Source organism: Pseudomonas sp. IT-P176 (genome assembly GCF_949767245.1).
In the GTDB taxonomy this organism is placed as follows: domain Bacteria; phylum Pseudomonadota; class Gammaproteobacteria; order Pseudomonadales; family Pseudomonadaceae; genus Aquipseudomonas.
In genome coordinates this window covers 1-19726 of record NZ_CATKPN010000022.1, presented here as the reverse complement: position 1 = coordinate 19726, position 19726 = coordinate 1, and the positions used below count along the sequence as shown (strand labels likewise).

General features: G+C 58.0%; 20 protein-coding genes and 3 pseudogenes. 12 read left to right on the top strand and 11 right to left on the bottom strand.

Annotated features, from left to right (window positions below; all coding sequences use genetic code 11):
* Positions 1-123: 123 nt before the first annotated feature.
* Positions 124-318, top strand: a pseudogene (locus ACM6IP_RS01085) (integrase); the annotation flags it as partial.
* Here the strand turns inward: ACM6IP_RS01085 and ACM6IP_RS01080 are convergent.
* Positions 308-871 carry a LuxR C-terminal-related transcriptional regulator gene (locus ACM6IP_RS01080; protein WP_095168880.1) on the bottom strand — a complete coding sequence of 188 codons (564 nt, stop codon included), beginning with the start codon at positions 869-871 and terminating at the stop codon, positions 308-310. The pseudogene ACM6IP_RS01085 and the gene ACM6IP_RS01080 sit on opposite strands and share 11 nt — an antisense overlap.
* 146 nt (positions 872-1017) lie before the next feature.
* Here ACM6IP_RS01080 and ACM6IP_RS01075 point away from each other — a divergent pair, with 146 nt between their 5' ends.
* From ACM6IP_RS01075 to ACM6IP_RS01065, 3 genes are read left to right on the top strand one after another with little or no spacing between them, the layout of a single operon-like run.
* On the top strand, positions 1018-2196 hold the full coding sequence (locus ACM6IP_RS01075) for an acetyl-CoA acetyltransferase (protein ID WP_414860748.1): 1179 nt from the start codon (positions 1018-1020) through the stop codon (positions 2194-2196).
* A 2-nt stretch (positions 2197-2198) separates the two neighbouring features.
* The gene (locus ACM6IP_RS01070; RefSeq protein WP_414860747.1) at positions 2199-3740 is read left to right on the top strand and encodes a class I adenylate-forming enzyme family protein; all 1542 of its coding nucleotides are present in this window, start codon (positions 2199-2201) and stop codon (positions 3738-3740) included.
* 58 nt (positions 3741-3798) lie between these two features.
* Complete coding sequence (locus ACM6IP_RS01065; protein WP_414860746.1) at positions 3799-5133, top strand: MFS transporter; 1335 nt, start codon at positions 3799-3801, stop codon at positions 5131-5133.
* 95 nt (positions 5134-5228) lie between these two features.
* Here the strand turns inward: ACM6IP_RS01065 and ACM6IP_RS01060 are convergent, their stop codons facing one another.
* Entirely contained in the window at positions 5229-6236 is a 1008-nt protein-coding gene (locus ACM6IP_RS01060; RefSeq protein WP_414860745.1) for an aldo/keto reductase, read from the bottom strand.
* 85 nt (positions 6237-6321) lie between these two features.
* Complete coding sequence (locus ACM6IP_RS01055; protein WP_095168885.1) at positions 6322-6882, bottom strand: PaaI family thioesterase; 561 nt, start codon at positions 6880-6882, stop codon at positions 6322-6324.
* Between the two features lie 57 nt (positions 6883-6939).
* On the opposite strand from ACM6IP_RS01055, the gene ACM6IP_RS01050 reads away from it, so the two are divergent.
* Positions 6940-7395, top strand: coding sequence for a MarR family winged helix-turn-helix transcriptional regulator (locus ACM6IP_RS01050; RefSeq protein WP_095168886.1), 456 nt, complete (start codon positions 6940-6942; stop codon positions 7393-7395).
* 198 nt (positions 7396-7593) lie between these two features.
* Positions 7594-8820, top strand: a complete 1227-nt coding sequence (locus ACM6IP_RS01045; RefSeq protein WP_414860744.1) for a multidrug effflux MFS transporter — start codon at positions 7594-7596, stop codon at positions 8818-8820.
* Between the two features lie 125 nt (positions 8821-8945).
* Here ACM6IP_RS01045 and ACM6IP_RS01040 read toward each other — a convergent pair.
* Together ACM6IP_RS01040 and ACM6IP_RS01035 are read right to left on the bottom strand one after the other, a co-directional pair.
* Positions 8946-9556 (bottom strand): annotated as a pseudogene (locus ACM6IP_RS01040) (transferase).
* 105 nt (positions 9557-9661) lie between these two features.
* Positions 9662-9838, bottom strand: a pseudogene (locus ACM6IP_RS01035) (helix-turn-helix domain-containing protein); the annotation flags it as partial.
* A gap of 204 nt (positions 9839-10042) precedes the next feature.
* On the opposite strand from ACM6IP_RS01035, the gene ACM6IP_RS01030 reads away from it, so the two are divergent.
* Together ACM6IP_RS01030 and ACM6IP_RS01025 are read left to right on the top strand one after the other, a co-directional pair.
* Positions 10043-10903 carry an intradiol ring-cleavage dioxygenase gene (locus tag ACM6IP_RS01030; RefSeq protein WP_414860743.1) on the top strand — a complete coding sequence of 287 codons (861 nt, stop codon included), beginning with the start codon at positions 10043-10045 and terminating at the stop codon, positions 10901-10903.
* A gap of 317 nt (positions 10904-11220) precedes the next feature.
* Positions 11221-12294, top strand: a complete 1074-nt coding sequence (locus ACM6IP_RS01025) for an RHS repeat-associated core domain-containing protein (RefSeq protein WP_414860742.1) — start codon at positions 11221-11223, stop codon at positions 12292-12294.
* Position 12295: 1 nt separating this feature from the next.
* Here the strand turns inward: ACM6IP_RS01025 and tnpB are convergent, their stop codons facing one another.
* The 5 genes from tnpB to ACM6IP_RS01000 all read right to left on the bottom strand — a co-directional run bounded on the left by tnpB (position 12296) and on the right by ACM6IP_RS01000 (position 14359).
* Entirely contained in the window at positions 12296-12529 is a 234-nt protein-coding gene (gene tnpB / locus ACM6IP_RS01020) for an IS66 family insertion sequence element accessory protein TnpB (protein ID WP_414860741.1), read from the bottom strand.
* The gene (gene tnpA, locus ACM6IP_RS01015; protein ID WP_414860740.1) at positions 12526-12900 is read right to left on the bottom strand and encodes an IS66-like element accessory protein TnpA; all 375 of its coding nucleotides are present in this window, start codon (positions 12898-12900) and stop codon (positions 12526-12528) included. The genes tnpB and tnpA overlap by 4 nt, the downstream gene beginning before the upstream one ends.
* A gap of 105 nt (positions 12901-13005) precedes the next feature.
* The gene (locus ACM6IP_RS01010; protein ID WP_414860804.1) at positions 13006-13230 is read right to left on the bottom strand and encodes a GGDEF domain-containing protein; all 225 of its coding nucleotides are present in this window, start codon (positions 13228-13230) and stop codon (positions 13006-13008) included.
* Positions 13223-13765 (bottom strand): hypothetical protein, encoded by a 543-nt coding sequence (locus ACM6IP_RS01005; protein ID WP_414860739.1) that lies wholly within the window; start codon positions 13763-13765, stop codon positions 13223-13225. The genes ACM6IP_RS01010 and ACM6IP_RS01005 overlap by 8 nt, the downstream gene beginning before the upstream one ends.
* Before the next feature lie 111 nt (positions 13766-13876).
* Complete coding sequence (locus ACM6IP_RS01000; RefSeq protein ID WP_095168889.1) at positions 13877-14359, bottom strand: Lrp/AsnC family transcriptional regulator; 483 nt, start codon at positions 14357-14359, stop codon at positions 13877-13879.
* 233 nt (positions 14360-14592) lie between these two features.
* Here ACM6IP_RS01000 and ACM6IP_RS00995 point away from each other — a divergent pair, with 233 nt between their 5' ends.
* Positions 14593-15633 carry a zinc-dependent alcohol dehydrogenase family protein gene (locus ACM6IP_RS00995; RefSeq protein WP_401128752.1) on the top strand — a complete coding sequence of 347 codons (1041 nt, stop codon included), beginning with the start codon at positions 14593-14595 and terminating at the stop codon, positions 15631-15633.
* 44 nt (positions 15634-15677) lie between these two features.
* Here the strand turns inward: ACM6IP_RS00995 and ACM6IP_RS00990 are convergent, their stop codons facing one another.
* A complete protein-coding gene (locus tag ACM6IP_RS00990; RefSeq protein WP_414860738.1) occupies positions 15678-16265 on the bottom strand; it encodes a TetR family transcriptional regulator in 588 nt (195 codons plus the stop codon).
* 149 nt (positions 16266-16414) lie between these two features.
* Here ACM6IP_RS00990 and ACM6IP_RS00985 point away from each other — a divergent pair, with 149 nt between their 5' ends.
* The 3 genes from ACM6IP_RS00985 (at position 16415) to ACM6IP_RS00975 (ending at position 19429) form a co-directional block, all read left to right on the top strand.
* Positions 16415-17515: an alkene reductase gene (locus ACM6IP_RS00985; RefSeq protein ID WP_414860737.1), complete on the top strand. Its 1101-nt coding sequence runs from the start codon at positions 16415-16417 to the stop codon at positions 17513-17515.
* A gap of 53 nt (positions 17516-17568) precedes the next feature.
* Positions 17569-18357 (top strand): SDR family NAD(P)-dependent oxidoreductase, encoded by a 789-nt coding sequence (locus tag ACM6IP_RS00980; RefSeq protein WP_414860736.1) that lies wholly within the window; start codon positions 17569-17571, stop codon positions 18355-18357.
* A gap of 73 nt (positions 18358-18430) precedes the next feature.
* The gene (locus tag ACM6IP_RS00975; protein ID WP_414860735.1) at positions 18431-19429 is read left to right on the top strand and encodes an NADP-dependent oxidoreductase; all 999 of its coding nucleotides are present in this window, start codon (positions 18431-18433) and stop codon (positions 19427-19429) included.
* Positions 19430-19726 lie beyond the last annotated feature (297 nt).

Genomic DNA, 19726 nt, shown 5'->3' with positions numbered 1-19726 from the left:
CCGACCGCACTCTCTGCGAATCGATAGACCGGCCTGAGACTTTAAGCGGAGCGGTGAACATGCAGCCGATGAAAATTGGAGTGCCTCTCAGATATCACTGCCAACCCCGAAGATTGTCAGTTCAAGATCAAGCTCGAACACATCGCCACGATCATTACGCAGCTGCGTCGCCAGCGCAAAATGGCTAAGGCTCGGCGCGGCTGGGTGGAGTGCAACGACGGCAGCGTTGCCGTCGCAATGCGCCTGCTGGTTCTGTTGCCGGGCCGCGCCGGCAAACTGGTGCAGATGCGCAGGGAGGACGTCGACTTCAATTCAGCACAATGATCTTTGACACCAACTCCGCGCTGTTCTTGGCCTGCAGCTTTTTCATCAGCCGGGCCCGATGGACTTCGACAGTGCGGTGGGAAATGTTCAATTTACGGCCGATTTCCTTGCAGGTCAGGCCGTTGACAATGTGCGCCGAGATTTCCCGTTCTCGCGGCGTCAAGTTGACCGTCGCGTGAAACACGCGGTCCATACGCTCGAAATGCCAGACCATCAACTGAAACGGATCATCCGGCGTCAGCGTGTAGCCATTGGCCCTGGCCCAGAACACTTCACCACTGTGATGCTGCATGAAGCGCTCATCGGAATAGGAGCCGTTCTTGCTGTGCTGTAGCCAGCTCAGGCTGCGTTCGCCTATGGCCTTGTAGTCGGCTTGGGAGGGATAGAGCTTGAGGATCAACTCGCCGATCAACTCGTCGCGCTGGAACCCGAACAACTCAAGAAATGCCACGTTGAGATCAAGCATGCTGCGGTTGCCGGTGATCACTTGGGGAGCCGGCGACACTTGAAACGCCAGCCGTTCAAGGTCTTCCAGTGGATCTTTCATCGTGCAGTCCTGCTGCTTTTTATGGGTATGAGCCCAGTATCGGTCAGTTCGGCTACTCACTCCTATACGTAGTTGCACGAAGTAGCGATCAGACTTTGCGGTGGGCCATTGTAGGGAACGCCTGCAATCGCAAAGGAAAAACAATAATGGCTAACCACACCGTTTCCATCGTCGCCGCCGGACACAGCCGTTTCGGTCGACTGAGTGATTTGACCCTCGAAGATCTGATCGTGCAAGTCACCCACCAAGCGCTCGCCGATGCGGCCGTCGATGCATCTGAGATCGACGCAATTTTCCTCGGACACTTCAATTCGGGCATGGTCCCTGACGGTTTTCCGGCTTCCCTGGTGCTGCAAGCGGACCCTGCGCTTCGCTTCAAACCCGCCACCCGTTGCGAAAACGCCTGCGCTTCAGGCTCAGCCGCCATTCAGGCCGGGATCAATGCGATTCTCTCGGGCTCGGCAGACTTGGTATTGGTGGTTGGCGCTGAAAAAATGACCGCCAACAGCACTGCACAGGTGACCAAGGCCCTGGCCGGCGCGGGCTATCAGAATGATATCGAGGAATCCGGTTTCAGCTTCCCGCAGTTGTTTGGCCTGGCGGCGCAGCACTATCAACAGCGTTACCACAGCCCGCTAATGTCGATGGCAAAGATTGCCGCAAAGAACCATGCCAACGCATTGAGCAATCCCCTGGCACAGATGCATAAGGCGATGAGTTTCGAGCACTGCAACACGGTGTCCGAGAGCAATCCGTACATCGCTGAGCCGCTGCGCCTGACCGATTGCTCGCTGATCACCGATGGTGCCGCGGCCATCGTGTTGGCCTCGGCCAAGCGCGCCAAGCAGTTTCGTCGCGAAGTGCTGATTCGTGCGATGTCCCAGGTCAACGACTTCCTACCCATTTCCCAACGCGATCTGTTGGCCTTCGAAGGTCCGCAGCGAGCAATTCAGAACGCGTTGCGCAGCGCGGATGTGCCGTTGACCGACATCAATTTCGCCGAGGTCCACGACTGTTTCACTATCGCCGAGTTGCTGATCTACGAAGCCATGGGGCTGGCGCCGAGAGGCCAAGGCCATCGCGCGCTGGATGACGGCATCGTGCAGGCCGGCGGGCGACTTCCGGTCAACCTGTCCGGCGGGCTCAAGGCCAAGGGTCATCCAGTGGGCGCCACGGGCGTGTCGATGCACGCCATGGCCTTCCGACAACTGACCGGACAGGCCATCGGTATCGCTGTACCCGACGCCGAATTCGGACTGCTGTTCAACATGGGCGGAATGGCCGTGGCCAACTACGCCTCGGTGCTTCAGGCACGGAGAGCATAGCCATGAACATTGCCAATTGGCTGAATGACGCGGCCCATCGCTGGCCGATGCGGCCTGCGTTGTTCGAAGGTGCTCGACAAGTGGCCGATTACCAGCAGTTCTCCACAAACGTGCGGCGGCGGGCCATGACGCTCAGCGAGCAACACGGCGTTCAGCCCGGCGACCGCGTCGCCCTCTTCATGAAAAACTGCTGTCAATACCTGGAACTGCTGTACGCCATCTGGTGGGTCGGCGCGGTTGCGGTGCCGATCAACTGCAAACTGCATCGCAACGAAGCCGGCTGGATCGCCGACAACGCGCAAGCGCGGCTGATCTTTACCGACGACGGCACGCTGTTTGACCAGGCCCAGTTACCTGAAGGGTGCAGGGAATGGGTTGGGTTGAACGACATGTTCGAATTCTCGATTGAGTTGCTGCCGACCAACACTCCGGTCCCACGGCATGCCGATGATCTGGCCTGGTTGTTCTATACCTCGGGGACCACCGGGCGCTCGAAGGGCGTGATGTTATCCCACGGTAACTTGATGGCGATGTCGCTGTGTTACCCGATCGATGTCGACCCGGTGCACGAAGGTGATTCGGTGGTGTACGCCGCACCTATGTCCCACGGCGCCGGACTGTACAACTTCATCCATGTGCGTTGCGGCGCACGGCATGTGGTGCCAGTGTCTCGCGGATTCAAAGCGGTCGAGTTGTTTGAACTGGCCACTTCACTTGGCAATGTGACGCTATTCGCCGCGCCGACCATGGTCAAGCGCATGGTCGAGCAGGCACGCCAGCAAGGGTATGCCGGTGAAGGCCTGAAAACCATCGTCTACGGTGGCGCGCCGATGTACCTGGCGGACTTGCAGAATGCCGTGGACACCTTTGGCCCTCGGCTGGTGCAGATTTACGGCCAGGGTGAAAGCCCGATGACGGTCAGCGCCCTGCCCCGGGAACTGATCGCTGATCGCAACCATACGGATTGGGCACGCCTGGCATCGTCAGTGGGACGGGCGCAATCGTGCATCGAGATTCGCATCGTCGGCGCTACGCGCGAAACCCTTGGCACCGGGCAGCCCGGAGAAATCGCAGTGCGCGGGGCAACGGTGATGCACGGTTACTGGCGCAACGACGCCTCGACGCGCGAGGTCCTGGTGGATGGTTGGCTGTTCACTGGCGACATCGGCTACCTCGACGCGCAGGGTTATCTGACCCTGACTGACCGTTCCAAGGACGTGATCATCACCGGCGGCAGCAACGTGTATCCGCGTGAGGTGGAAGAGGTGCTGGCAGCACATCCGGGCGTATTCGAAGTGTGCGTGGTGGGCGAGCCGGATGCGCAATGGGGCGAGTCGGTAGTGGCGTTCGTGGTCGCCCGTGACCAGAGCAGCCTGGATGAAGGTCAGCTCAACCACTGGTTTATCGAGCGTATGGCGTCGTTCAAGAAGCCGAAGAAATACCTGTTTCGCACCGAGCTGCCAAAAAACAGCTACGGAAAAATCCTCAAAACCGACCTGCGCCAATGGCTCAAGGAGGCCGCGAGCGTTGCTACATCCCAGTGAAGCGCCTGTTTCCATCAATAGAAATTTCCATCAATAAAAACAAGACAGGAATACGACGATGGCTACTCAACAACACAATCTCGCCCGGCAGCGCCGCCGCGCGTTTATCGGTGCGACGTCCGGGCACCTCATCGAATGGTATGACTACGGCGTGTATGGTTTTCTGGCGGTGTACATCGGCCAGGCGTTTTTCGTGTCGGATGACCCCGCCACCAGTTTGCTCAGCAGCTTTGCCGCGTTCGCGTTGAGCTTCTTCATTCGGCCGTTGGGCGGCCTGTTTTTCGGCCCGCTGGCCGACAAGATCGGCCGTCGCAAAACCCTGATTACCGTACTGTTCATGATGGCTGGCTCGACCTGTTTGCTGGGTTTGCTGCCCACTTACGCGTCCATCGGCATCGCGGCCCCTATCCTGCTGGTGCTGATCCGCTGCGTGCAGGGTTTCTCGGCCGGAGGCGAAATTGGCACCATCACCAGCTTCATTTCCGAGTACGCGGGCCCTGGTCGACGCGGGTTCTCCACTTGCTGGCTGATGGTGACGGCCGTGCTGGGGCTGGTGCTGGGCGGTGCTGTCGCCAACGGGATGACCTGGGTGCTCGGCGCCGAAACGATGCAGGCCGGAGGCTGGCGCATTCCGTTCCTGATCGCGGGCCCCATGGGCCTGATTTCTATGTACATCCGCCTCAAGCTGGAAGACAGCCCGGAATTTCTGGCGCTGCAAAAGGCCGGGGAAACGTCGAAGGCACCCTTGCGTGAAGTCTGGCAGTGGAAGCGGGCAATTACCTTGGTGTTTTTCATCATCACCTTGCACAGTTCAATCTTTTACCTGGTGCTGACGTTCGCCTCGACCTACATGTCGCGCATCCTGAAATTCGACAGCGGCACCACATTGTTTTACGTGTTCATCGCCAGCCTGTCGGCGGCCCTCGTGATGCCGCTGGGGGGAGCGTTCACCGACAAGTACGGGCGTAAACCATTCCTGATGGTAGTCGGGGTGTTGGCGACGCTGGCGATGTACTGGTTCTTCAAATCCGCGCCGGACGCGACGCCGGCGACGTTTTTCCTTCCGTTGATGGCGGTGGCGATCACCTTCGGGCTGTACGCCTCGTCGACCTACGCAACCATGAGCGAACTGTTGCCAACGCGTATCCGCTCGACCGGCATCGCGGTGGCCTACAACGTTCCGGTGGCCGTATTCGGCGGCAGCGCGCCGTTTATTTCAACGTGGTTGATCCAGCAAACCGGCGACATCACCTCACCGTGGTATTTCTACATTGGCACTGGTGTGATGTCGTTGATTGCCCTGACGGCGCTGCGCAAAGAAGATTTTGTAGCCGGCTCGGGGGCGGTGCAAGCACGTTCGAAGACTTGCGAGGGTGCACAGGATTTTGTGTAGCTGGCGGGGGCGATTCGGGCTCCGCTTAAAACGAATAACGGCCCCCAACAGAAAATCCAGCTGCACCTGAGTGGGTATGTCGAGTATCGAATACATCAGGCAACGGCGTGACTTGCATTACCCGTAGCCCAGGGAATGGGCGTCCTTGCCGTCGCCGAAGGAAGCAGACTGCTAATGGCGTCAAGGCGACTGATCTGCTGCGCCGACAGTTCGACCGACAGTGCACCCAGGTTGTCGGTCAACTGGGTAACTGACCGAGGGCCGATGATGGGAACCGAACCATGTGTACCCGCCCAGGCGATTGCGACCTGCCCTGGGCTGACACCAAGTTCGTCAGCGACCGCGATCACTGTATCGAGCACCTTAGTGCGATGCTCGCTGTTCTCCGGCTGAAAAACCTTGCCATCCAACGCCTCGGCACGTCCCTTCTCCCCGTTGCGATACTTGCCGGTCAGCATGCCCCCGCCCAGTGGGGACCAGGTGACGATTCCGAGCCCCAGCGCATGAGAGGCTGGAAACAAATCAGCCTCAGGTTCACGCCGAACCAAGCTGTGCTCGAACTGCGCTGCGGCGATCGGCACTGCATGGGTGAGTTCGGCGAGGGTGACTGCCCGCGACAGCCGCCATGCTGGGAAGTTGGAGAGACCGGCGTAAAGAATCTTGCCCGCCCGCGCGAGATCCTCGAACCCTCGAACGATTTCTTCGGCAGGTGTGACATCATCCGGCCAATGCGCCCAGTAGAGGTCTATGCGATCAGTGCGCAGACGTTTCAAGCTTGCCTCCACCGAGGCCACCATCGCCTTGCGACTGTTGCCGGTGACAAGCCGGTTAGCGTCTGGTTGTGCACCCGTGGAGTATTTGGTCGCGAGTACGAAGTTCTCGCGCCGCCCCTCCAGCAGGGTGCCGAGCAGCTCTTCTGATTGCCCAAACTGGTAAACGTCTGCGCCATCGATAAAGTTGCCGCCCGCTTCGACGTACGCGTTGAAAATCGCCTTGCTGGTATCCTGATCGGCGCCATGGCCCCAGCGAGTACCGAAGTTACCCGTACCAAGAGCTACCTGTGAAACCTGCAAGCCCGTCTTGCCGAATGATAGGTATTTCATGTTTTCTCCGTTAATCACATCAGGTGCCTTTCAGCGCGCCGCCGCCGGTGCCGATCGGCGTCCGGATCGGGTCCAAACATCGATCTCAGCCTCGGCCACCAGCGCTCATCGAAGGGGTTTTGGGGTGATCGAAGATCAGGCATGTCGTGGTGGCGTGCGCGTATAGCCTTCCATCAGGGCCGACGATCCGCCCCTCGGCCGTGGCGACCTGGCTCCCGACATGAATCACCTTGCCCTCAGCACGCACCAACGGCACCGCATCGGTCAAGGCACGCACCACATTAAGCTTCAGTTCAAGCGTGGTATAGCCTTTGCCTACCGCCAGCGTTGTATGCACGGCGCAGCCCACCGCAGAGTCCAGTAGCGTTGCGAACCAGCCGCCGTGCACGGTGCCCATAGGGTTGTAATGCCTGCGCCCGGGCCGACCCTGGAAGACAGCCACGCCGGGCTCCATGTACATCGGCAAAAAGTCGAGAGTGTCTCCGATAGGTGGAGGGGGCAACTCCCCGGCAAAGATCGCCTCGAAGACTTCCATCCCCGTGAGGCTCAAAGCTTGCCCTCTGGGCATCGCATCAGGCGCCTGAAGACGATCACGGACGGCCTGCTCCTCCTCAATCCATTGCGCAACAACCTGATCGACATCCATCAGTGGCTCCTTGTTGGTATACTTGTATATGCAATAGTTGTAGGTACAATATACCGCATGAATAAACCGATCAAGCCACAAGGATGCACCAACCTTAAGCTTCGCCAGCTCACACGCATGGTGACGCGCCACTACGACCACTATGTCGCAGAGACCGGGTTGAAAAACACGCAGTACGCGCTGCTATCGCATGTCGTCAAGCTAGGGCCAATTCGTCCCGGTGATCTGGCAAAGCGCATGCAGATGGATGCTTCGACATTGACCAGAAACCTTCAGCCTTTGGCGGCCCAAGGCTTGCTGAAGGTCGGTGCAGGCGATGATTCGCGCAGCCGTCTTGTCGACGCAACCGAGGCTGGACACGCGAAGCGAGCTGAAGCACAGCGCGCCTGGAAGCTCGCGCAAACAGCACTCAACGAACTGTTGGGCATCGAGCGCGTCGCCGCATTGCACGATCTTCTGGATGCCTGCATCGAATGCCTTGGCGACGACGCGGATGACACCGCAGGGGACTGATTTTTTCGGCCGCGTACTTGAACCTGAAAGCCCTTGAAAATAAAGAAGCCAGCGGATTCAAATCCATGACGACAACTTTTGCCCACTCTTCAAGCCAGGTGGCCGATGTCAAAACTACATCCTTTGCCTATCGACAGGTTGGCCTCCAAGGCGACGCTACCCACGTTGTTTTTATACAGCCGGCAGCGGAGGTGACGCATGGAGGCTAAAGGCACATTGGCGGTTATCAGCGAGCAATCTCGACCCTTGAGCCAGCCACTGACCGGGAGAGTTGTGGCGTTGCTTGCAGGATTAGCGGCTATCAGCATGCTGTCCACGAACATCATCCTGCCGGCGTTCCCCGTCATCGGTGAAGACTTGGGGGTAGACGCTCGCGAGCTTGGCCTGACGCTGTCCAGCTTTTTCATCGCCTTCGCCCTGGGTCAGTTGGTGGTCGGGCCACTGGCTGACCGCTACGGGCGCAAGAAGCTGGTGCTGGGTGGACTCGCGATCTTCGTGGTGGGCACCGTCATTGGAGGCCTCGCCACCACGCTCGATACGCTAATTGCAGGGCGCGTGATCCAGGCATTGGGCGTGTGCTCCGCCTCTGTGTTGTCGCGCGCAATTGCGCGGGATCTGTTTGAGGGAGAGGCGCTCGCTCGTGCCTTGTCGCTGACCATGATTGCCACCGCCGCAGCGCCAGGTTTTTCCCCCCTGGCTGGGAGCGTGCTGTCGGTCACGCTTGGATGGCGGGCAATTTTTATCCTGGTAGGGCTAGCGGCCATAGCGCTCGCCTTTTGCTACGTTCGCGGCCTTGGTGAAACCCACCCAGCCGACCGACGCTCGCCGCATTCAGCCAAGAGCGTCATGCAAGCCTATTGGCGATTGACGCTCGATAAGCGCTTCATCCTACCAGCCCTTTCGATGAGCCTGCTGATGAGCGGACTGTTCGCGTCGTTCGCCGCCGCCCCCGCTATTTTGATGAAAGGGATCGGCCTGACGTCGTTGCAGACAGGCCTGTACTTCGCCTGCACAGTATTCGTTGTGTTCGCTGCTGGCATGGCGGCACCGCGCCTGGCGCACCGTTACGGCCCGAGACTCATTACCACACTCGGTATTGCCTGTGCCGTGACAGGCGCAGGGCTACTCCTCGCAGGCCCGTCCGATCCGAGCCTTGGGTGGTATGCCCTTTCAATGGTCACGTTTCTTTGGGGCATGGGCCTGGCCAATCCACTGGGCACAGCCATCACCATGGGTCCTTTCGGCAAGGAAGCCGGGATGGCTTCCGCCCTGCTGGGCTTTTTTTCCATGGGGGCGGCTGCACTGACTACCTGGCTGGTATCGGTACTAACATTTGCGCCGGTCACGGCACTGGGCGGTGTGCAGACGACCGCCTGCCTGATCGCGCTTGCGCTGTTCCTTCTACGGGGCAGTCTCGCGAAATAACCGCGAAGTTGCCGAGGCCTTAGCGAAGGCGACCATTAAGCGTCAAGCTCCACTCGCTTCGAGTAAGGCCCCGGCGCTGCAGCATTCACGATAGCGAGCATGGGCAGCTCTAAAGTTGGCGCTGCTTAGTCGTAGGCGAACTGGTCAATCAACCCCAGACGTGGCACGTGGGTGTTTGGCCGTATTAGTGCGCCGGGAGCGATGACTGCATTTGCCCCAATTTTGCAGCCGTCACCGACTAAGGCACCGAATTTATTCACTCCTGTCTCGATCACATTGCCTTCATGGCGGATTTTGATATCCGCACCCTCCAATTCGTTACGGTAATTGGCAATGATTGCACCTGCTTCAATATTTACACCCTCGCCAATTAACGAGTCGCCGACAAAGTTGAAATGTGCCAACTTGCTTCCACCAAGCATGAAGCTGCTTTTTATTTCGCAGCTTGGGCCAACAATGCAATTGCTGCCGAGGTAAACGCCTCCACGTAGGTAAGCGCCCGCCGCTACAAATGATCCTTCGCCGATGATAATCGCGCCTTTCAGCACCGCCCCTTGCTCGACAACGGCACTCTCGTGGATGGCACAGTTTCCATGGCGTCGATAACCCGCGCCAAGGCCTGCCAGCAAGGCCAAAACCTGGTTTTCGCAGTCTTGAGACACCATCCAGGCGGCGGGGGTACCAAGCCCAGCAAGGGCCAACGAGCAATAAACGTACTGATCTCAAGTAGCTTCATAGAAATTCTTCCGGTACAGGTAAGGTTCGGGTATCCAGGCTGCTGACAACTGGCTTTGTAACCACCAAAATCATCGCATTTGGCATAAAAATCACGCCCTGAGCTGGTCAGTGATAAACGGCGCGTACTCCGCTCCACCAGTCGAACTCCGAGCCGTGTTTCGAGCGCGGCGAGGTGACGACTGGCAGCGGCATTGGAAATTTCCAACTTTTCAGCCGCGCGACTCAGCGTTCCCAGTTCAGCCGTGTATACGAAAAGCTCGAGCTCAGTAAATCGATCCATCCTTAGGCATCCACACAAAAAAGGGGAAGATTATTTCTGTGGTGAAAGAAAGATTTTCATTTTTTGTATTTTATTCCACCGTCTGTGACTTTGCCGTATCGCTATAGTTTCGGGAACAGGCATCTGCCAGCCAACAGCTGATGTTCCCTAGGGAGTAGGTCACCTCAGGTCTCTCCTGACTCAAATAAAAAAGGATGCATCTCCATGCGAAACCTAGATGAGCAGACGATCACACAAGCTGTCCTCACTCGAAATGCCGGGACCGAGAATCAGCGCCTGCATGAGATCGTGACTTCACTCGTTCAGCACCTCCACGCATTTGCGCGGGAGACTAATTTGACCGAGGAGGAATGGGAAAAGGGTATCGCGTTTCTGACCGCAATCGGTCATATCACGACCGACAAACGACAGGAATTCATCCTCCTGTCCGATACGCTGGGCCTGTCGACGTTGGTTATCGCCCAGAATCACAAGAAGCCGGAAGGCTGCACTGAAGCCACGGTTTTCGGCCCCTTCCATGTCGCCAACGCCCCTCGTTACGACTTGGGCGAAGACATAAGTGGTGGGCTTCCAGGCTCGCCCTTGTTTGTGAAGGGCACCGTCACGGCCAAAGATGGCACCCCCATCCCACATGCGACCATCGAAGTCTGGCAAGCCGACGCCGCCGGCTTCTACGACGTTCAGAAGCCAGATATGGGGGACTACCACGGACGGGCGATTATCCAGGCCGACGCCAATGGGCATTACCACTTCCGCACGATCGTCCCTGAGTGCTACCCCATTCCACATGATGGCCCGGTTGGCAAGATGCTGGAGGCGTTAAATCGGCATCCATGGCGCCCTGCCCACCTGCACTTCATGATCACTGCCCCTGGATATCAGCGTCTAGTCACCCACGTGTTCCGAGAGGGTGGCGACTATCTGGATTCGGATGCGGTATTCGGTGTCCGTTCGTCCCTGATTGCAGACTGGGTTCGCCATGAGAGTGGAATCGATCCGTACGGGAACTCGATCGACTCGCTTTATTACACCCTGGATTTTGACTTCATTCTGCACAACGCTTAGCGCACATACATTTCTTGTCTACTAGGCTTGAATTGAGGGTGTTGAGCAAACCTGTGCGGCTTCAGAAAAAGGCTAAATTTCAATACAGCGGAGCCCCCGGAGGGAGTGAGCTTGCCCGCGATGACATCAGCACAGCAAACATACTTGGTGGCTGACCCACCGCTATCGCGAGCAAGCTCGCTCCCACAGGGATTGCGGCGCTCCGGACTGCCCAGCCGTCGCAAAGACCACTGAACCTATCAGTTCTGCTAGTACCCAACTGCGGCCGACCGACCGATACTCAATCGCCCTCCCTTTGAGAATCTGGAGCGACCTCCATGGAATCCACACAACCCATTCTGCGTTGCCGCTACAGCTACGACCCTCTGGATCGCCTGATCAGCCAGCTTCAACCGGAAGCCCCCGCTCACCAGCGTTTTTACTGCAAAAGCCGCCTGGCCACTGAAATACAGGGGGCGATTGGATTCAGTGTCTTTCAGAATAGCGACCTCCTGCTGGCGCAACACAAGAACCAGGGCGGTTCCGTTAAAAGCACGTTGCTGGCGACTGACCTGCAACGCTCAGTGCTGCATGCCGTCACAGCCGATCAACAGCAACACCCCATCGCCTACTCGCCTTACGGCCATCACCAGGCCGAAAGCGGATTGACCAGCCTGCTGGGCTTTAACGGCGAACGGCCGGACGCGGTGACTGGGCATTATTTATTGGGGAACGGGTATAGGGCGTTTAATCCGGTGTTGATGCGATTTAACAGCCCGGACAGTTTGAGTCCATTTGGGAAGGGAGGGACAAATTCGTATGCGTATTGCTTGGGCGACCCAATTAACAAATACGATTCCAGCGGGCGATCCGTAGAAAATATTTTGGCCAGAGTTGTAAAGTGGATGAGTTTCGTAAAGAGTATATTCAATGTATCTCCAGCCTACAAAAACGGCCCTGGCATCATATCTGAAACAGCAACAAAAACCACAACTCACAGCACAAAAAAACAATGGGTAACAATGGGAAGCGACGGAGAACAATGGAGAATAGTAACAACACCTCATTTTACAAAGTTAAATAACAACGGAGAGGAGTGGTATACGAAAACAACAGCACACAACGATCATGGCAAAGAACTATATTATAAATTTGCAAGCAGTCATGGAGACTTCATACATACCCAAACCATAATTTCCGGGAGGCACAATCACAGCTTTATGAGAGCAACACCAAACCTACAGGAACTAGCCTACAAAGAAATACCGGAACAACAATTGCAGAATCTTTACAATGGTTTTTCAATGCCAAAAATTGATACTGAGTTTGGAGAAAGACTTCGAGCAACAGCACGACGAAACTCCCGTCCTGACGGTTTCCGAACACCAGCGGATATCATCCGCGCGCATTGACTTAACGAACTGCGAAGTCAACCATAACCATCGCCAAATGAACTCTATCAAAGGTCAATTGTAAGCGTCCGCCCAACACCCCACCGCGTCGTCCGCGAAAGGCAAAGTTCTGGCCGCAAAAGGGATCGGCTTCTAGCTGAGTTTGTACCAATGCTGCCAATCCGTCGAAGCCACGGCGCATGTCGGTGACGCCGGCGGCGATCCAGATACGGGTTCCAGCGGGAGGTGAAATCATCGCAGCAACTGCTGCAAGGTGAGGTGCAAGGTCTGCGGGTCAGGTGTGCCGGTGATGCGCAGCTTGGCTTTTCCGACTTCTATAAGGATCTCGGAATGGGATTCTTGCGGCAGCGGCGCTGCGGACGGCAAGTCGATGGGTGCTTTGATCACCTCGACTGGCAAGAATGTTGCGCTCTGGCTGACCGGGCCGAATGCGCCGTCCTGGTCTTGCTGCCGCCAGCGAAAAACCATGTTGGCATTGACGTCGTGCTCGCGAGCGATCATCGACACTGAAGTGCCGGGTTGATATGAAGCTTCGACGACCTTGCGTTTGAATACGGTTGGGAAGTTCGAGCGGCGACCGGGGCGACGAGTGGGAGCTATATCCAAGATAGTGTCCACTAAAAAATGGTGTCCACTATCTTGGCTAATTTGGAGAACGGTCAGGAGAGGGTGCTGATCGGACGGTTACTGAGTATCAGCTTGTGCTGGCGGTCAATGCTCAATGATATGAACGCGGTTGGTTTTACTGGGATGCACATGCGACGGTGCCAAACACAAGGTATTACGCCCCTGCCCCTTGGCTTGATAAAGCGCTGCATCCGCACGTTCAAGCAGGCTTGCCATGCTGTCATCTTCATTTGGCACCACGCAGCACACCCCCACACTGATGCGCAATGAGATGGTTGCCTCACCGAACCGCGCCGGTGACTCAGCCACCGAAGCGCGCAACGCGTCCAGAACCGCCACAGCGTTTTCGGGGCACCCGCATGCCCAAACCAATCAGGCTGATACTCGAGCCGATGATCAACAGCATGCGCGCACGCCCTTGAGCGGGGACGTAGCGGCGCGTCCAGTAGATGATCAGGCCGCACTGCACCATCAACACCAGCGTGGCGGCGAGCATGCGCGGCTCCAGGGTGTCGATCAGACTCGCCATCAATACCAACATCAATGCCGCCGGCGCGAAGATCCGCCACCAGGCGACGGGCAACTCGACGATCCGAAATACACTGGCCCCGTAGAAAGCCAGGGCTACCGCCAGCAATGTGTTCGCCGCCCCGTAGGTCAGCCACAACGGGGCATGGCCGTATAAGGTGTATCCAACGTAAGCCAGGGCATGTGCTAGCAAACCAAAGCCAATGGTCAGCAAGCCGTCACGCTGGTTGAACTGGCCGACCAATATCAGACAAAACGCCATGATCGTAGCTACTAAGGCGACACAGGCAAAAAGCGTGGGGGTATGGGCAATCATGAAGTCTCACCAGGCGATGTCAGGAGCAGCTGTGATCGAGTCTAGTTGAGTAGCCGGTCAGTTTGTCGAGCACATCGATCATCAGCGTCAGGGCGCCTGTCCTACCAGCATTCAGATGCTCAAGAGTTCGGTGACGGGCAGTCGATTGGTGGTCTTCATTTCACGCAGGGAAAGGTTTGAGCGAATACTTGAAACGCCAGGGAGCTTCCTCAGGACTTTTTCGACAAAGCGGCTGTAGCTATCCAAGTCCCGTGCAACCACCTCAAGTAGAAAGTCCGCCTCGCCCGTGGTGTTGTGGCAACTCAATACCTGTGGGGCCGACTGGATAATCTTTTCAAACAATGCGGTGGCTTCTTCGCTGTGATCAGTGCACGAGATCTGCACAAAAGCGGTAAGGCCTAGCCCTAGTTTCTTGCGACTGAGTATGGCTTGGTATCCCTCGATAACGCCGCACTCTTCAAGCCGTCTTTGCTTGCGCCAACAGGACGCTTCGCTGAGGGAGAGTTGCTCGGCCAGCTTCACATTCGACAGCTTACCGTCTCGCTGCAGACGTTCTGATATTGCAAGGTCCGCCTTATCAAGTTGCTCAAGCATGAAATAACTCCTCATATTCAGATCGATAAATGAAGGTTAATTTCAGATCTTGCACTCCGTCAATTGCAACTTGAAGGGTAATTTCAAGGCGTTTATTCATAATGGAGATGCCTGGACAGTGATGCTTCAAAGCGCATCGAGGGTGAAAAACAACACCAGGCCGAATGACTCAGCACGGGTAGCCCGTTGAGTCCGCATCTGTCGCATCGCCCATCCAAACATAGGGAATTTGAATGAAAGCAGTCGTCTACGAAGCGTTTTCCAAGCCGCCGCGCCTGATGAACGTGGCAGATCCGTCTCCGGAACGGCATGGTGTGGTTATCCAGGTTCTTGGCACAGGTGTATGCCGCAGCGACTGGCATGGCTGGAAAGGTCATGACCCCGACATTGAACTGCCGCATGTACCAGGTCATGAGCTCGCGGGCATCGTGGCCGAGGTGGGAAAAGACGTCACGCGATGGAAGGTCGGCGACCGTGTGACCGTGCCGTTCGTAGGCGGGTGTGGTGCTTGCGCAGAGTGCAACAGCGGCAATCAGCAGGTGTGCCACAAGCAGTTCCAACCTGGCTTCACTCATTGGGGTTCTTTTGCCGAGTACGTCGGCATCCATCAGGCCGATCTGAACCTGGTCTCATTGCCTGAGAGCATGGAATTCGCTACCGCCGCAAGCCTGGGTTGTCGCTTCGCCACCTCGTTCCGTGCAGTCGTTGACCAAGGCAAGGTCAGCGCCGGCCAGTGGGTAGCGGTTCATGGTTGCGGAGGAGTCGGCCTGTCTGCGGTGATGATCGCCCACGCCATCGGCGCGAACGTGATCGCCATCGATATTTGCGAGGAAAAACTCGAACTGGCACGCGCGCTAGGCGCTGTCGCCACCCTCAATGCCCAGTGCGTCGCGGACGTCACCGAAGCCGTGCTGGAAATCACCCAGGGTGGTGCCCACGTCTCGCTGGACGCCTTGGGTCACCCCACCACCTGCTTCAACTCCATCAACAACCTGCGCCGTCGCGGCAAACACGTCCAGGTGGGGCTGATGCTCGCTGATCACGCCACGCCTGCGGTCCCCATGAGCAAGGTGATTGCGCACGAACTGGAGATCTACGGCAGCCACGGCATGCAAGCGCATCGTTATGACGCCATGCTCGAGATGATCACCTCAGGCAAGCTGGCGCCTGAAAAACTCGTGGGTAAAACCATCAGCCTGGAGCAGTCTATCGACGCGTTGACCAATATGGATCGGTTCGAGACGGCTGGTGTAACCGTCATAACCGAGTTTTAACCCGCGACGCCAGCCGAAGCCGCGCTGCAGAGCGCGGCTTTCCCCTACTCTGTCTCCACCTCATTGAGCGACAACGAAGCAAACATTTGCGCGCGGCACACCTCCAGGATCTCATCCGCCAGGGCGGAGTCATCCGGGCAGGCACGCGACAAAACAATCGCACCGACCGCACGGGACAGCAGGTCGATCATCTTCTTTCTCCCCTCATCCGCAGCGCCATCCGGCCTCGTCGGGTATTTCTCCCCCAGTGTCTGCAGGGTGTGCTCGATCCCTTCGGCAAACGTCGCTTTCAAATCATCCGTTTGACGCGCCGCGTCGCCACACAACGCCGCCATGGTGCAACCCGTGCCGCGTCCATCGCGATGTTCGCGGGTCACATAGACGTCGATGAAGCCCGCAACATCGAGCGTTTCAGCAGCCGCCAGGGATTTGGCAAGGCTGCAAGCCGAGGCTTCGGCCATCAGGTCGGCTTTCGAAGCGAAATGCTTGTAGAACCCGCCGTGGGTGAAGCCGGCGGCCGCCATGAGATCTGCCACACCGACGCCGTCGAAGCCGCGTTGACGAAACAGCTCAGAGGCCGTTTCAACGATGTGCTCCCGATTGGCCTGCGCCTGGGCCTTGGTCACTCTCACGTGCAATACCTCATGTGCATTGGGAAGTCATGCCCGCAATGATACATAGATGTTGGTCATAATCAAAACTATTGACAGTTTAGATTTCGATCATCATCCTAATTGCACGCACCACCGACCTCCACCAACGGGCACGGAAGACATACCAGATGAGCGACCAGAATCTGTTTACCCCCTACACCCTCGGCACCCTTACGCTGTCGAACCGTATCGTCCTCGCGCCACTGACCCGCAACCGCGCAGGCGCAGGCTTTGTGCCAAGCCAGTTCGCGGCCACCTATTACAGCCAGCGCGCGAGCGCAGGCCTGCTGATCAGCGAAGCGACGCAGATCTCCCAGCAAGGCCAGGGCTATCAGGACACCCCCGGGATCTACACGCAGGCGCAAATAGAGGGCTGGCGTGAAGTGACCACTGCCGTCCACGCCAAGGGCGGAAAAATCTTCCTGCAACTTTGGCATGTCGGCCGCGTGTCGCACGTTGACCTGCAGGAAAACGGCGCCGCCCCCGTGGCCCCTTCGGCAGTGCGCGCCGCGACAAAAGTATTCGTCAACAACCGCTTTGAAGACGTCAGCGAACCGCGCGCGCTGAACATCAACGAACTACCGGGGATCGTCGCCGACTTCCGCCAGGCCGCGGCAAACGCTGTCGCCGCCGGGTTCGATGGCGTAGAGATTCACGGCGCCAACGGCTATCTGCTGGATCAGTTCCTCAAGGACAGCGCCAACGTGCGCACCGATACCTACGGCGGTTCGATCGAAAATCGTGCGCGCCTGTTGCTCGAGGTGACGGCCGCCGTCGTCGATGAAATCGGCAGGGATCGTACTGGCGTGCGCTTGTCGCCGGTGTCGCCAGCCAATGGCGTTTCCAGCAGCGATCCGCAGGCGCAATTCGATTACGTCGTCGATCAACTCGCCGCCCTCGGCGTGGTGTACCTGCATGTGGTCGAAGGCGCGACCGGTGGCCCGCGTGATGTGGCGCCCTTCGATTTCGGCGCCTTGCGCCGGCGCTTCAAAGACACCTACATCGCCAACAATGGCTATGACCTGGACCTGGCGACTTCGCAAGTCGCCGCGGACCAGGCCGATCTGATCGCGTTCGGGCGCCCGTTCATTGGCAATCCGGACCTGGTGGAACGCCTGCGCAGTGGCGCGCCATTGTCCGCCTTCAATCCCGCTACCCTCTATGGCGGCGGCTCGGCGGGCTACATCGACTACCCGACATTGGCTGAATCAAACGCCAGCGCAAGCTGAGCATCAGTGATCGCGCTTGCTGTCATCACCCATCCTGCAAGAGATATGACCCCATGAGCACTCGTCCTACTGTTCTTATCACCGGCGCCTCCACCGGCATTGGCGCCGTCTACGCCGAACGTTTCGCCGAACGCGGCCACGACCTGGTATTGGTCGCCCGCGACCAGGCTCGCATGGATGCACTGGCAGCCCGGTTGCGCAGCACACACCAGGTCGCCATCGATGTCATTCCAGCGGACTTGACCCAACTCGGCGACCTGACAACCGTGGAGTCCCGACTGCGCGACGACGCCCGTATCGGCATCCTCGTCAATAATGCCGGCGCGGCGCTGTCCGGCCAGTTCATCGAGCAAAGCACCGAGAGCATTGCGCAACTGGTCGCCCTCAACACCACGGCCCTGGTGCGACTCGCCAGCGCCATCGCTCCGCGCCTGGCCAAGGCCGGCGATGGTGCAATCATCAACATCGGTTCGGTGGTGGGCCTTGCGCCAGAGTTCGGCATGACGGTCTACGGTGCGACCAAGGCGTTTGTGCTGTTCCTCTCCCAGGGCCTGAGCCTGGAACTTGCGCCTCGGGGCGTCTATGTGCAGGCCGTGCTGCCGGCCGCTACCCGCACGGAGATCTGGGATCGCTCCGGCGTCGACATCAACACCTTGAATGAAATCATGGAAGTCGGCGACCTGGTGGATGCCGCACTGGTCGGTTTTGATCGGCGCGAGCCGGTGACTATCCCGCCGCTGCAGGAAGCTGAGCGCTGGGATGGCCTGCAGACCGCACGCCAGGGCCTGCTGCAGCAGATCCGCCAGTCTGCGGTTGCCCAGCGCTACCAAAACCCGGCGTGATTGTTTTGTAGCGAACGGCAACGCCGCAAACCCTGCGCCCACCCCTATTGCAACCGACAAGAGCCACGCAACGATGAAGGCATTTTTAATAGATCGCTATGGCAAGCACACCGGGCGCATTGGCGAAGCGCCCGCCCCCACGGTGGGCGCCGAGGATGTGTTGATCGAGGTGCACGCCAGCAGCGTCAACGTGCTGGATTCGAAGATCCGCAAAGGCGAATTCAAACTGATCCTGCCCTATGCATTACCGCTGATATTGGGCAATGACCTGGCGGGCGTGGTGGTGGAGGTTGGCTCGCAAGTGACGCGTTTCAAACCGGGAGACCACGTCTATGCTCGCCCGCCCGAAGCGCGGATCGGGACGTTCGCTCAATTGATCGCAGTTGACCAAAACGCGATCGCCCTGAAACCTGCCAATACCAACATGGCACAGGCTGCGTCCATCCCCTTGGTCGCGCTGACGGCCTGGCAGGTGCTGGTGGAAACCGCGCAATTGAAAAAGGGCCAGAAAGTGCTGATCCACGCTGGCTCCGGCGGTGTCGGCAGCCTCGCCATCCAACTGGCCAAACACCTCGGCGCCTTTGTCGCGACCACCACCAGCACCAGCAATGTCGAATGGGTGAAGGCGCTGGGGGCCGATGTGGTGATCGACTACAGCCAGCAGAACTTCGAAAGTGTCTTGCACGACTATGACCTGGTGTTGAACAGCCTCGGCGCCGACGTACTGGAGAAATCACTCAAGGTCCTCAAGCCCGGTGGCCAACTCATTTCCATCTCCGGGCCACCCACTGCGCAGTTCGCGCAGGAGCAAGGGTTGTCCTGGCCACTGCAGCAAATCATGCGCCTGCTGAGCCTGGGTATTCGGCGCAAGGCACGCAAGCAGAACGTCAGTTACGGGTTCGTGTTCATGCGGGCCAATGGCGCCCAACTGCAACACATTACCGAGCTGGTTGAGGCCGGAATCATCAAGCCTGTGGTTGACCGCTGTTTCGACTTTGAATCCACGGCCGAGGCATTGCAGTACGTCGAGCAGGGACGCGCCAAGGGCAAGGTAGTAGTTACCCTCAAATGAACAAGCCGCCTAGCGATGAATCGACCGCAGGCACTGCGCAGCCTTTGCCGCTTCAACCGTCATCGCCCGTGGTGACGCCGCCAGAGTTGCGCAAGCAGCAACCGGACGTTGTGCCCGTTGAACCGCCTGTAATCGTTTGGCGCAGCTTGATGCTTGAGCAGTAGGATGCCCCTCAATACTTGGGCTTTCCTGACACTAGCTTAGGTATCTTCACAACTGTGGTGCGACTTTCCATCTGTGGAGAGAGAGACCTGCTTGGGTCTTGAGCTCTGGGCCTCTGGGGTGTTGGATTAGACC